The sequence below is a fragment of the Candidatus Karelsulcia muelleri genome (genome assembly GCF_003214255.1).
Lineage (GTDB): Bacteria > Bacteroidota > Bacteroidia > Flavobacteriales > Blattabacteriaceae > Karelsulcia > Karelsulcia muelleri_B.
Genome location: NZ_CP029011.1, coordinates 239951 through 252326, shown reverse-complemented (window position 1 = coordinate 252326; position 12376 = coordinate 239951). Strand labels below are relative to the sequence as shown.

General features: G+C 22.9%; 25 protein-coding genes. 1 reads left to right on the top strand and 24 read right to left on the bottom strand.

The window, feature by feature from the left end:
- Positions 1 to 58 precede the first annotated feature (58 nt).
- Positions 59 to 844: a diaminopimelate epimerase gene (gene dapF / locus DDE61_RS01355; protein WP_110476839.1), complete on the top strand. Its 786-nt coding sequence runs from the start codon at positions 59 to 61 to the stop codon at positions 842 to 844.
- Here dapF and rplQ read toward each other — a convergent pair.
- From rplQ to rplB, 24 genes are all read right to left on the bottom strand, one after another.
- A complete protein-coding gene (gene rplQ, locus DDE61_RS01350) occupies positions 841 to 1209 on the bottom strand; it encodes a 50S ribosomal protein L17 (protein WP_110467364.1) in 369 nt (122 codons plus the stop codon). The genes dapF and rplQ overlap by 4 nt on opposite strands.
- A complete protein-coding gene (locus DDE61_RS01345) occupies positions 1206 to 2267 on the bottom strand; it encodes a DNA-directed RNA polymerase subunit alpha (protein ID WP_110476838.1) in 1062 nt (353 codons plus the stop codon). Before DDE61_RS01345 ends, rplQ begins: the two co-directional genes overlap by 4 nt.
- Before the next feature lie 10 nt (positions 2268 to 2277).
- Positions 2278 to 2949, bottom strand: a complete 672-nt coding sequence (gene rpsD, locus DDE61_RS01340) for a 30S ribosomal protein S4 (RefSeq protein WP_110467362.1) — start codon at positions 2947 to 2949, stop codon at positions 2278 to 2280.
- A gap of 21 nt (positions 2950 to 2970) precedes the next feature.
- Positions 2971 to 3351 carry a 30S ribosomal protein S11 gene (gene rpsK / locus DDE61_RS01335; protein ID WP_110467406.1) on the bottom strand — a complete coding sequence of 127 codons (381 nt, stop codon included), beginning with the start codon at positions 3349 to 3351 and terminating at the stop codon, positions 2971 to 2973.
- 6 nt (positions 3352 to 3357) lie between these two features.
- Positions 3358 to 3765 (bottom strand): 30S ribosomal protein S13, encoded by a 408-nt coding sequence (rpsM, locus tag DDE61_RS01330; protein ID WP_110467361.1) that lies wholly within the window; start codon positions 3763 to 3765, stop codon positions 3358 to 3360.
- Positions 3766 to 3769: 4 nt separating this feature from the next.
- The gene (rpmJ, locus tag DDE61_RS01325) at positions 3770 to 3886 is read right to left on the bottom strand and encodes a 50S ribosomal protein L36 (RefSeq protein ID WP_015799519.1); all 117 of its coding nucleotides are present in this window, start codon (positions 3884 to 3886) and stop codon (positions 3770 to 3772) included.
- 7 nt (positions 3887 to 3893) lie between these two features.
- The gene (infA, locus tag DDE61_RS01320; RefSeq protein ID WP_110467360.1) at positions 3894 to 4109 is read right to left on the bottom strand and encodes a translation initiation factor IF-1; all 216 of its coding nucleotides are present in this window, start codon (positions 4107 to 4109) and stop codon (positions 3894 to 3896) included.
- Positions 4110 to 4111: 2 nt separating this feature from the next.
- Entirely contained in the window at positions 4112 to 5443 is a 1332-nt protein-coding gene (locus tag DDE61_RS01315; protein WP_239493658.1) for a preprotein translocase subunit SecY, read from the bottom strand.
- On the bottom strand, positions 5440 to 5889 hold the full coding sequence (rplO, locus tag DDE61_RS01310; protein ID WP_110467358.1) for a 50S ribosomal protein L15: 450 nt from the start codon (positions 5887 to 5889) through the stop codon (positions 5440 to 5442). The genes DDE61_RS01315 and rplO overlap by 4 nt, the downstream gene beginning before the upstream one ends.
- A 4-nt stretch (positions 5890 to 5893) precedes the next feature.
- Positions 5894 to 6064 (bottom strand): 50S ribosomal protein L30, encoded by a 171-nt coding sequence (gene rpmD / locus DDE61_RS01305; protein ID WP_110467357.1) that lies wholly within the window; start codon positions 6062 to 6064, stop codon positions 5894 to 5896.
- An 87-nt stretch (positions 6065 to 6151) separates the two neighbouring features.
- A complete protein-coding gene (gene rpsE / locus DDE61_RS01300; RefSeq protein WP_110467405.1) occupies positions 6152 to 6691 on the bottom strand; it encodes a 30S ribosomal protein S5 in 540 nt (179 codons plus the stop codon).
- A 5-nt stretch (positions 6692 to 6696) separates the two neighbouring features.
- Entirely contained in the window at positions 6697 to 7008 is a 312-nt protein-coding gene (gene rplR / locus DDE61_RS01295) for a 50S ribosomal protein L18 (RefSeq protein ID WP_110467356.1), read from the bottom strand.
- Positions 7009 to 7557, bottom strand: a complete 549-nt coding sequence (gene rplF, locus DDE61_RS01290) for a 50S ribosomal protein L6 (RefSeq protein ID WP_015799514.1) — start codon at positions 7555 to 7557, stop codon at positions 7009 to 7011.
- A gap of 28 nt (positions 7558 to 7585) precedes the next feature.
- Complete coding sequence (gene rpsH, locus DDE61_RS01285; protein ID WP_015799513.1) at positions 7586 to 7987, bottom strand: 30S ribosomal protein S8; 402 nt, start codon at positions 7985 to 7987, stop codon at positions 7586 to 7588.
- A 23-nt stretch (positions 7988 to 8010) separates the two neighbouring features.
- Positions 8011 to 8280 (bottom strand): 30S ribosomal protein S14, encoded by a 270-nt coding sequence (gene rpsN / locus DDE61_RS01280; protein WP_015799512.1) that lies wholly within the window; start codon positions 8278 to 8280, stop codon positions 8011 to 8013.
- A gap of 5 nt (positions 8281 to 8285) precedes the next feature.
- Complete coding sequence (rplE, locus tag DDE61_RS01275) at positions 8286 to 8840, bottom strand: 50S ribosomal protein L5 (protein ID WP_110473289.1); 555 nt, start codon at positions 8838 to 8840, stop codon at positions 8286 to 8288.
- 12 nt (positions 8841 to 8852) lie between these two features.
- Positions 8853 to 9119: a hypothetical protein gene (locus tag DDE61_RS01270; protein WP_110476836.1), complete on the bottom strand. Its 267-nt coding sequence runs from the start codon at positions 9117 to 9119 to the stop codon at positions 8853 to 8855.
- Positions 9116 to 9484 carry a 50S ribosomal protein L14 gene (rplN, locus tag DDE61_RS01265; protein ID WP_110467353.1) on the bottom strand — a complete coding sequence of 123 codons (369 nt, stop codon included), beginning with the start codon at positions 9482 to 9484 and terminating at the stop codon, positions 9116 to 9118. Before rplN ends, DDE61_RS01270 begins: the two co-directional genes overlap by 4 nt.
- A 1-nt stretch (position 9485) precedes the next feature.
- Positions 9486 to 9743 carry a 30S ribosomal protein S17 gene (gene rpsQ, locus DDE61_RS01260; protein ID WP_110467352.1) on the bottom strand — a complete coding sequence of 86 codons (258 nt, stop codon included), beginning with the start codon at positions 9741 to 9743 and terminating at the stop codon, positions 9486 to 9488.
- Between the two features lies 1 nt (position 9744).
- Positions 9745 to 10155: a 50S ribosomal protein L16 gene (gene rplP, locus DDE61_RS01255; protein ID WP_110473287.1), complete on the bottom strand. Its 411-nt coding sequence runs from the start codon at positions 10153 to 10155 to the stop codon at positions 9745 to 9747.
- Between the two features lie 12 nt (positions 10156 to 10167).
- Positions 10168 to 10860, bottom strand: a complete 693-nt coding sequence (gene rpsC / locus DDE61_RS01250; RefSeq protein ID WP_110467351.1) for a 30S ribosomal protein S3 — start codon at positions 10858 to 10860, stop codon at positions 10168 to 10170.
- Positions 10850 to 11257, bottom strand: a complete 408-nt coding sequence (gene rplV / locus DDE61_RS01245; protein ID WP_110476835.1) for a 50S ribosomal protein L22 — start codon at positions 11255 to 11257, stop codon at positions 10850 to 10852. The genes rpsC and rplV overlap by 11 nt, the downstream gene beginning before the upstream one ends.
- 1 nt (position 11258) lies before the next feature.
- Entirely contained in the window at positions 11259 to 11543 is a 285-nt protein-coding gene (gene rpsS / locus DDE61_RS01240) for a 30S ribosomal protein S19 (RefSeq protein WP_041520710.1), read from the bottom strand.
- A 14-nt stretch (positions 11544 to 11557) separates the two neighbouring features.
- Positions 11558 to 12376 carry a 50S ribosomal protein L2 gene (gene rplB, locus DDE61_RS01235; protein WP_110467349.1) on the bottom strand — a complete coding sequence of 273 codons (819 nt, stop codon included), beginning with the start codon at positions 12374 to 12376 and terminating at the stop codon, positions 11558 to 11560.

Sequence of the window (12376 nt, the reverse complement as noted above, 5' to 3'; positions counted from 1 at the left end):
ATTTAATATAATAATAATATTTTATTTAATATAATATATATATAATATAAGTTAAAATATGAAAATTTTTTTTTTTAAATATCAAGCAACAGGAAATGATTTTATTATAATTAATAATCTTTGCAAACAATTTTCTTTAAAAGAAAAAATAATACAAAGATTGTGTAATAGAAATTTAGGAATTGGTGCTGATGGATTAATTTTAATTGAAAAAATCAAAAATTATGATTTTTATATGAAATATTATAATTCAGATGGAAAGGAAGGAAGTATGTGTGGAAATGGAGGAAGATGTTCGGTTCATTTTGCAAAAAAAATTGGTGTTCTTCATAAGAAGAATACATTATTTAAAACAATAGATGGATATCATTATGCAACAATAAATAAAAATATTGTGTCAATAAATATGACAAATGTAGAATTTCTAACAGTAGAAGTAGATAAAAAATATATATTTTTAAATACAGGATCTCCACATCATATTATTTTTATTAAAAAAATAGAAAATATAAATATAAAAAAAAAAGGTAGAAAACTACAAAGTAGTAAAAAATACTTAAAAACAGGAGTAAATGTTAATTTTGTTCAAATTAATAAACATATTTTCTATGTTAGAACATATGAAAGAGGAGTAGAAAATGAAACTTTCTCCTGTGGAACAGGAGTAACAGCTTCTGTAATTGCAGCATATCATAAAAACAAAATTTTTTTTAAAAAAATTTTAGTAAAAACCCGGGGTGGACTTTTACAAGTTAAGTTTGATACTCTTCTTCAATCTTATAAAAGAATTTTTTTAAAAGGAGAAGTCAATTTTGTTTATAAAGGAGTAATAAAAATAAATTAAAAATTTTGATTAAAATCAACTAATTCAATAAATGAAGATTCTGCAGAATCTCCTAAACGAAATCCCGTTTTTATAATTCTTGTATATCCTCCAGGACGATTATAAATTTTTAATGATATTTTTTCAAAAAGTTCTTTTACAGAATGTTTATTTTTTAAATATTTAAAAATTATTCTTCTAGAATGAGTAGTATTTTTTTTACTTTTTGTAATTAAAGGCTCAATATATTTTTTTAATGCTTTAGCTTTTGCTAAAGTAGTCAGAATTCTTTTTTTTTTTATAAGAGAAGAAGCTAAATTAGATAACATTGATTTCCGATGTGAACTTTTTACTCCTAAATGATTAAATTTTTTTCCGTGTTTCATATATTTTTCTTATTTTTATTTTTATTTTTATTTTTATTTTTATTTTTATTATAATCCTCAAGATTCATTCCATAATAAATGGTTAATTTTTTCATTATTAAATCTAACTCCTCTAAAGATTTTTTTCCCAAATATTTAAAATTAGTTGGATTAGACTTAATTAAATCTCCCCATGTCAAAATTTTAGCCTTTTTTAAACAATTTAAAGTTCTTACTGATAAATTTTTTCTTTCTAAGGAAGAATTCAAAAGATTCCGCAATTTTAAATAATTTTCATTAGTTTGTTTTTTCTTTTTATATTTTTTGTTATAATTTAAACTAATTTTTTTATTAGATAATAATTTAAAATGTCTTATTACCAGATTAGATGCTTTTATTAATGCATCTTTAGGATTTATAGTTCCATCTGTTTTTATTTCGAAAAAAAGCCTTTCATAAGTTGAATTTTTACTTACACTACAGTTTTCAATTGTGTATTTTACTTTTTTTATAGGAGTAAAAATAGAATCCATTGATATGGTTCCATTAGTATTAATGTGTTTTTCATTTTCTTCTGAATCTGAATCTGAATCTGAATCTGAATCTGAAGGTACATAACCAATTCCTTTTTTTATTACAATAGTAATATTTAAAGAAATAAATTTATTTTTATTTAAAATAATTAAATCAGGATTTATTATTTCAAATAAATGAATATATTCCCCTAAATCTCCAGCCGTTATTTCTTCTTTTTCATTCTTGATAATAATATTAAATTTTTCTCCCGGGTCCTGTTCATCTTCAATTTTTTTTTTAAAACGTATTTTTTTCAAATTTAAAATAATTTCTGTCATATCTTCTTTTACACCTTTTATTGTAGCAAATTCATGATCTACTCCTTCAATTTTAACTGAGTAAATTGCATATCCTTCTAAAGAAGATAAAAGGACTCTTCGAAGTGTATTTCCAATTGTTACTCCCCAACCAGGATATAACGGTTCTATTTTAAAATGTCCTTCGTAATTTGTTAATTTTAATACTCTTAAATTTTCCTTTTTTGTAAACTTTAAAAAAAACATATTATTTATATTATTTAGAATATAATTCCACTATTAAATTTTCATTAATCATTTCAGGAATTTGTTCTCTTCTTGGTATTGATTTTAATATCCCTATAAAATTTTCATTATCCCAACTTAACCAAGTTGTTACCTTTCCAACTAATCTTTTTTTCTCCAAAAGAATTGCTTTTTGTTTTTTATATTTTTCTATTAAAGAAATTTTATCTCCTGGTTTCAAATTATAAGAAGGAATATTTACAATTTTTCCATTAACAGTAATATGCCGATGTGATACTAATTGTCTGGCTTCCGGTCTAGTATGTGATAATTTTAATCTATAAACAATATTATCTAATCTAGATTCACATAATTGTAAAAGTATTTCCCCTTTTCTTCCCTTTTTTTTTGAAGCTTTCTCAAACATTTTTCTAAATTGTTTTTCTAAAATTCCATAAGTATATTTTACTTTTTGTTTTTCTAACAATTGAATAAAATAAAATGATTTTTTTTTATTTAGTTTTTTATTTAGTTTTTTATTTAGTTTTTTAATTATTTTACGATTTTTTCCACTACGAGGATTTACATACTGTCCATCGAAAGTTTTTTTATTTTCAAAATTATTCTTTTCTTTTAAATAAATTGATTCTCCCAATTCAAATTTACGGGCAATTTTATTTTTTGGTCCTATATATTTTGCCATTTTTTTTTAATTTTAATTATATTATACTCTTCTCCTTTTAGGAGGTCTACACCCATTATGAGGAATAGGAGTAATATCTTTAATTACTAATAAAGTAAAATTTTTATTTACTAATGTCCGAATAGCAGAATCTCTGCCAGCACCTGGACCTTTTACTATGACCTTTAATTTTTTTAATCCAGCCTTCAATCCTTTTTCAGCAACATCTGCTGCAGCAACTTGAGCAGCATATGGAGTATTTTTTTTTGAACCTTTAAATCCCATTTTTCCTGCTGAAGACCATGCAATTACATCTCCTTTTTGATTTGTTATTGTTATAATAATATTATTAAATGTTGAATTTATATAAGCTTTTCCTATAGAATCCATTGATTCTTTTTTTTCCATTTCTTTTTTTTCCATTAAATTTTATTTTTTATTTTTTTTTATATTTTTATTTAATTTTTTTTTAGTTGCTTTAGTTGCAACTGTTTTTTTTTTACCTTTTCTTGTTCTACAATTCTTTTTAGTTTTTTGTCCTCTAACAGGTAATCCTAATCTATGCCTTATTCCTCTATAACATCCAATATCCATAATTCTTTTTATATCTAATTGGATTTCCAACCTTAATTCTCCTTCTGTTTTTATCTTATCAGATATAAATTTTCTTATTTTTTTTATTTCATTATCTGTCCAGTTGGATACTTTTTTATTTTTATCAATTCCTGTATTGTTAAATATTTTTTTAGATGTACTAATTCCTATTCCAAATATATAAGTCAGTGCTATTAGTCCTCTTTTATTTTTTGGAATTTCTATTCCTGATATTATAGCCATAATATTAACCTTGTTTTTGTTTAAATTTAGGATTTAATTTATTAATAATTCTTAAACGACCTTTACGTTTAACAATTTGACAATTTTCACTTCTTTTTTTAAGAGACGTTACTTTTTTCATAAAAAATTTAATATCTATATACAATTCTTGCTTTACTTAAATCATAAGAAGACATTTGTAAACGAACTTTATCACCTGGTAAAATTTTAATAAAATTCATCCGCATTTTTCCTGTAATATAACAAGTCACAATACATTTATTTTTTAATTCCACTTTAAACATTGCATTAGGTAATGCCATTAAAACAATTCCATCTATTTCAAAATGTTTTTCTTTTGCCATTTTTAATTATAATTTAATAAATAACTATTTATTGTTGTTTTTATTTCTAATAAACTTCCTACTAAAATTATTAATGAGGAACCTCCAAAAAAGAAAGCAAAATTTTTATCTCCTCCCAGACAAACAAAGATTGACGGTAATAAAGCCATTATAGTTAATAATAATGATCCTATCAAGGATATTTGTGAAACAATTTTTTTTAAAAACAAAGAAGTTTCTTTTCCAGGTTTTACATTTGGTATATATCCTCCATTTAATTTTAAATCATCTGAAATTGTATTAACAGAAATAGAAAAATAAGTAGAAAAAAACGTAATTAATATTATTATTATACTATACAGAATATTATACCATAATCCATATATATTTTTTAATTTTTCAATTATAATATCTATAGAATTATAATGTATTTTAGACATTAATGTTATTAAGAAAAATAACATTCCTTGTGAACACATAATAGGCATAACTCCTGTATGAACTACTTTTAAAGGTAAAAATTTTATTTCTTCTAAATTAGAAGAATAGTTTCTTTTCAACCCAAAATTATTTATATAATGTATATAAATTTTTCTTACAGATTTTATTATAATAATTGCAATTCCAATAATGAATATCCAAACTATTATTTCAAATAATAATCTTAAAATTCCTAAAAAAACATTTTCATTAATTCTATTTAATATTTCAGATATAAAAGAATTTATAAAACGAGATAACATTCCACTTATTATTAAAAATGAATTTCCATTTCCTAGCCCTTTTTCATTAATTTTTTCTTTTAACCACATTGTTAAGAATGTTCCTGTAGTTAAACATATTATTGATGTAAATAAGAAAAAATATTTTCCATAAATTAAAATAAAATTTAAATAATATGTCTTCTTCTTAAGAAAAATATTAATTAAATAGAAAATATACGCATTAGCTTTCATTAAAGATAATATTAAAGTTATACCTTTAGTAATCAAATTTAGTTTTCTTTTTCCAAGGGGGCCATTCTTTTTCAATTTTTTAAAAAAAGGAAAAAAATAACAAAGAAATTGTATAAAAATTGATGCTGATATATTTGGCAGAATCCCTAAAGAAAAAATAGACGCTCTATTACAGGCTCCTCCTGTTAAAGAAGTTAAAATATTTTTTTTAAAACCAAAAGAAGTAAAAGAAGTGAAAATCTTTTTTTTAAAACCAATTTCATTTATATAAATTGGTTTGATAAATGGAATAGGGAAAAATGATCCAAAACGATATATTAAAATTATAAAGAATGTATAATATATTTTTGATGATAATTCTTTTTTATTCAAAATCTTCAAAAGATTTTTTAATTTCATAATATTCTTAAATTTCCCCCCAATTTTTTAATTCCATTGAATGCTTTTTTACTAAATTTATGAGCAGTAATATCTATTTTATAGGTTAATTTTCCTCTTCCTAAAATTTTGTAAAAAATATTTTTTTTAAAAAAACCTAGTTTTCTAAAACTTTCTATAGTTATTTTTTTTTTCAATTTTCCAATATTTATTAAATATTGTATTGTATCTAAATTGAAAATTAAATATTTTTTTTTATTAAAATTTTTAAATCCAAATTTTGGAATTCTTCTTTGTAATGGCATTTGCCCTCCTTCAAAACCTAATTTTTTAGAATTTCCTGAACGAGATTTTGCTCCTTTATGACCTTTAGTACAAGTCCCACCTTTTCCAGATCCTTGTCCCCTGCCTAATCTTTTTTCTTTTCTTACAGATCCAAATTTATATTTTAAATTATTTAATATCATAATTTTAATTATTTATTAATAATAAATGTGATACCTTTTTTATCATTCCCATTATTGATGGGGTTAAAATATGTTCTACTGTCGAATTAAGTTTTTTTAATCCTAAAGCTAACAATGTTAATTTTTGGGATTTACTTTTTTTTATAGAACTTTTTTTTAACAAAATTTTCATCATTATTTTTTTATTTTTTTATTTTTTTATTTTTTTATTTTTTTATTTTTTTATTTTTTTATTTTTTTATTTTTTTATTTTTTTATTTTTTTATTTTTTTAAAATTGTTTTTATAGAAACTCCTCTTTCTAAAGCTATAGTATTTAAAGTTCGTAGTTTAGATAAAGCTAACATTGTAGCTTTAATACAATTCTGATTATTAGAAGATCCTTTTGATTTAGATAATACATTTTTCAAGCCAACTGCTTCTAAAACAGATCTCACTGCCCCACCAGCAATTATTCCAGTTCCTTCGGAAGCCGGACAAATAAAAACACGGGCTCCTCCATATTTGGCTTCTTGTTCATGAGGTATTGTTCCTCCTTTAATAATATTTATTTTTAATAATTTTTTTTCTGCTTTTTCACCTGCTTTAGCAATAGCTTCCGGTGCTTCTTTAGCTTTTCCAAATCCATAACCTACTAATCCTTTTTTATCTCCTTTTATTACTAACGCAGTAAAACTAAAATATCTTCTACCTTTAGTAACTTTACAAACTCGATTAACCACAACTAATTTTTCTTTTAAATCTAAATTAATTTTTTTTAAAATTTTTAATTTATAATTTTTTTTTATTTTTAATTTTTTCATACCCATTAAAATTGTAACCCGACATTTCTTAAGCCTTCTGCTAAAGCTTTTACTCTGCCATGATAAATATATCTATTTCTATCAAAAACTATTTTTTTTATTCCATAAGAATAAATTTTTTTACCTAAAATTTTTCCTATCTTATAAGAAATCTCTTTTTTTTTTAGATTTTTAAAATCAAAATTTTTTGATGAAACAGAAATTAAAGTATGTCCTTTATAATCATCTATTACTTGAGCATAAATATGTTTATTACTTCTAAAAACTGAAATTCTAGGTTTTTCTAAATACCCAAATATTTTTTTTTTTCTTATCATTTATTTAGCAGATTTTCCTATTTTTTTTCTTACCATTTCATTTAAATAACGAATTCCTTTTCCTTTATAAGGATCTGGTTTTTTTAAAGATCTTATTTTGGCTGCTACTATTCCTAATAATTGTTTATCATAAGAATTTAAAATTATATGAGTAGTTTTATTTTTTTCTCTTTTTACTTCTAAAGTAATTTCTTTAGGTAATTTCATCATTATATTATGAGAATATCCTATATTTAAATCTAAAATTTGTTTATTATTAGATGCTTTATATCCTATTCCTATCACTTTTAATTCTTTTTTAAATCCAGTAGATACTCCTTTAATCATATTAAAGATCAACATACGATATAATCCATGTAATGCACGATTTTTTTTATCATTCTTCTTTCTTTTTAGAAAAATAAAATTCTTTTTAAGAGATATTTTAATCTCACCTATTATTTTTTGTTTTAATTTTCCTAAAGGACCATTAATATAAATTATATTTTTTTCTTGTTTTACAACAACATTTTCAGGAATTAAAACTGGAAGTTTGCCAATTCTAGACATATAATATATATATTATATTTAATTTCATTTAATAAATAAAACATATTATTTCTCCTCCAAGTTTTTTTTTACGTGCAATTTTATCAGTCATTATTCCTTTAGAAGTCGATAAAATTGCAATTCCTAATCCATTTATAACACGAGGAATTTTTTTATATTTACAATATTGTCTTAAACTCGGTTTACTAATTCTTTTTATACATTTTATTACAGATGTTCCAGTATATTTATTATATTTTATAGCTACTTTTATAACAAATTTCTCTTTCTTTCTTCTTTCTATTTTATAACTTGATATCAATCCTTGATTATATAATATATTTATTATATCTTTTTTTATTTTCGAATATTGCATTTCAACAATCATATTATTTGATAAATACCCATTTCTAATTCTAGTTAAGCAATCAGCTATTGGATCTGTAATCATTTTTTTTTATAATTTAATTAAAGTTACCAACTAGCTTTCACAATTCCTGGAATAAATCCTTGAGAAGCTAACCTTCTAAATTCAATCCGGGAAATTCCAAATTTTCTCATATATCCTTTCGATCTTCCAGTTAAAGAACAAAGATTATGTACTCGTACAGGAGAAGCATTTCGAGGTAATTTTTGTAATCCTTCATAATCTCTATTTAATTTTAATAATTTTCGTTTTTTAGCATATTTTAAAACCATCATTTTACGTTTTTTTTGCCTTGCTTTTAAAGATTCTTTTGCCATTTTTTTTATTTTTTAAAAGGAATTCCAAATAAATATAATAAATATTTAGCTTCTTTATCAGACTTAGAAGAAGTCACAAAAGTTATATTCATTCCAATATTTTTTTTTAAAAATTCAGAATTTATTTCTGGAAATATAATTTGTTCAGAAATTCCTAAATTATAATTTCCTTTGCCATCAAAACTCTTTTTATTTACTCCTTTAAAATCACGAACTCTTGGTAAAGCAATATTAATTAATCTATCTAAAAATTCATACATAATATTCCTTCTTAAGGTTACTTTAATACTTATAGGAGTTCCTTTTCTTAATTTAAAACCAGATTCATCACGTTTGGATAAACAATAAATTGCTTTTTGACCTGTTATTGCAGTAATATTATCTATTGCATTAGAAATAGTTTTTTTTTCAAAAAAAGAAATATTAATTCCTTGATTTAAAACGATTTTTTTTAGTTTTGGAACTTGCATTATACATTTATAATTAAATTTTTTTTTTAATTTATTAATTATTTTTGTTTTATACAAAAATTTCGTTCTTGGAAAACAATTCAAATTCATTTTTTAAAAAAATTAATTAATAATCTTTCCAGTTTTTTTGGAAACTCTTTGTTTTTGACCTTTTTTGTCAATTTTAAATCCAATTTTTATTGGATAATAATGGGATTTTACTTTTTTTAAAAATGAAATATTTGAGATATTTATTAGTATTTCTTTGGCATAACCATTCTGTAATAATGCTTTATTTTTTTTCTTATATATTTTATATATAATTCCTTTTTTTGTTTTCTTTTCCCCTGTTAAAATTATTACAGTATCTCCTTTTCTTAGTTTTTTCATAAAACTTCTATAGCTAATGAAATAATTTTATTATAATTTTTCTCTTTTAATTCTCTAGGAACGGGGCCCAAAATTCTAGTCCCTTTTAGTTCCCCTGTATTAGTTAATAATACACATGCATTATCATCAAATTTAATATAAGATCCATCTTTACGTTTTATATTTTTTTTTGTTCTTATTATTACTGCTTTATATACTTGTCCTTTTTTTACACTAGATCCTGTTATAGCTTCTTTTATAGAAACTATTATAGTATCGCCTATATAGGCGTATTTTTTTTTTGTTCCTCCTAAAACTCTTATTAATAATACTTTTTTAGCTCCAGAATTATCTGCTACTCTAATTATTGATTCTTGTTGTAACATTTTATTTCTTATTTATTATTTTCAATAATCGCCAACTTTTAGTTTTACTAAAAGGTCTAGTTTCAATGATTTTTACTAAATCACCCTTTTTACATAAATTATGTTCATCATGAACATGATATTTTTTTTTTTTTAAAATGAATTTTTTATAAATCGGATGTTTTTTTTTATATGTTTCAGCCATCACTATAGTTTTTTTCATTTTATTACTTATTACAAGTCCAATTTTTTTTTTTTTATACATTTTAATTTTATACATTTCAGTTATTATTAATTATAAATTTCGTTTTTACTGGTAATTTTTGAGAAGCTAATCTCAAAGCTTCTTTTCCTAAAATAAAGTCTACTTCATCTATTTCAATTAAAATTCTGCCTGGTTTTATTACTGCTACCCAATGATCTCTTCCACCTTTTCCTTTTCCCATCCGGACTTCTTGAGGTTTTTTAGTCACAGGTTTATCAGGAAAAATATTTATCCACAATTTACCTTGTCTTTTAAGAAACCGTGTGGCTGCAACCCTAGCAGATTCTATCTGTCTATCTGTTATCCATCCTGGATCTAAGGATTTAATTCCATATTTGCCAAAATATAATTTTGTTCCTCTTGTTGAATTTCCTTTTATTCTTCCTTTTTGTTGTTTTTCAAATTTAGTTTTTTTAGGTTGTAACATAATTATTAAATTTTAAATTCTTTTTTTTTCTTTATAAGAATTTTTTTTTTTAGATCTTAATTTAAAAAAATTATACATATCTTTCTTACCATAAATTTCTCCTTTCATGATCCATACTTTTATTCCTATGATTCCATAATTAGTATGAGCTTCTGCCATAGAATAATCTATATCTGCTCTAAAAGTTGATAAAGGAATTCTCCCTTCTTTATAAGTTTCTGTTCGTGCCATTTCTGCTCCATTCAAACGTCCAGATATTTTAATTTTTATTCCTTCTGCATTCAAACGTAAAGCAGCAGCTAAACAAATTTTCATAGCTTTTTTATATGAAAATTTATTTTCTAATTTACGAGCTATAGTTTTAGCAACTAATACAGCATCTAATTCTGGGTTTTTTATTTCAAATATATTTATTTGAATTACTTTTTTAGTCAAAACTTTTAATTCTTTTTTTAATTTTTCTACTTCCTCACCTCCTTTTCCAATTATCATTGCAGGCCTAGAAGTTGAAATAGTAATATTTACTCTATTTAAATTTCTTTCAATATAAATTCTAGATACATTATATTTTGCTAAACGATTTTCTAAATATTTTCTTAATTTAAAATCTTCTTTTATTCTTTCTGGATAATTGTTACTCCAAAGAGATTGCCAACCAAAAATTAATCCTAAACGATTGGATAATGTGTTTACTTTATGTCCCATAATTAATTAATTTTCCAATTATAGTAATATAGATATTGCTATATCTTTTTCTAATTTTAACCCCTCTACCTTTAGGTGCAGGACGAATCTTTTTCAACTGAGTCCCTTGATTTACTAAAATTTTTTCTATATAAAAATTATAATTAGAAATATCTTTTTCAAAATTTTTATTTTTCCAATTAGCCATAGCTGATAACAAAATTTTTTTTATTAAAATTGAACCTTTTTTTTTAATAAAATTAAGTTTTAATATTGAATCTTCTACTTTTTCAGTCCTAATTAAATCAGTTATTAAACGTAATTTTCGGGGAGAACATGAAATCTTTTTCAGATTAACTACTGATCTTAATCTTAATCTTAAATCAGATTTAGTTTGTTTTTTATTTTTTATTATCATATTATTTTTTTTTTATTTTTTTTTTAAATCCTGAATGCCCTCTAAAAATTCTAGTAGGAGAAAATTCCCCTAATTTATGTCCTATCATATTTTCAGAAATATATACTGGTATAAAAATTTTTCCATTATAAACTAATATTGTATTTCCAATAAATTCAGGAATAATAGTAGAAGATCTGGACCAAGTTTTTATAACTTTTTTTCTATTTACATTTAAATTATTTAATAAAATTTTTTTTTTTAATTTTAAATTAACATATGGACCTTTTTTTAATGAACGTGGCATAATAATTATTTTATTTATTTTTTCTTTATAATAAATTTATTGGATTTTTTTTTTTTATCACGGGTTTTAAATCCATTAGATGGAAGTCCATTTCTATTTCTAGGATGTCCTCCAGATGCCTTTCCTTCACCACCACCCATTGGATGGTCAACTGGATTCATAGCTACTCCTCTAGTTCTAGGTCTTTTTCCTAACCAACGTTTTCTTCCTGCTTTGCCATCAATTTCTAATTTATGATCAGAATTAGCAATTGATCCTATAGTTGCCATACAGTTTGAAGACACCATCCGAGTTTCTCCAGAAGGTAATTTTATAGTAGAGAATTTTTCTGATTTTGCAATTAATTGCACATATGCCCCTGCACTCCGTGCAAAAATTGCTCCTTTTCCAGTAAAAAGTTCTACACAAGAAATTATAGTTCCTAAAGGAATATTCATAATATACATTGCATTTCCTAATTCCGGAATAGTATATTTATCTGAAATAATTTTTTTTCCTATTTCTAATCCATCAATTGATAAAATATATCTTTTTTCTCCATCTTTATAAAATAAAAGAGATATAAAACTTGATCTATTAGGATCATATTCTATAGATTTTATTATAGCCGGAATCCCAAATTTATTTCTTTTATAATCTATTCTTCTATATTTTTTTTTATGGCCTCCCCCTCTATATCTTATAGTCATTTTGCCACAATTATTTCTACCTCCTGTTTTCTTTTTTCCTCTAGAAAGAGTTTTTTCAGGAAAATGTTTTGTAATTTCTTTAAATGAATTTATTATTTTGAATCTTTGACTTGAAGTAATCGGTTTTTTTTTTTTAATTGACAT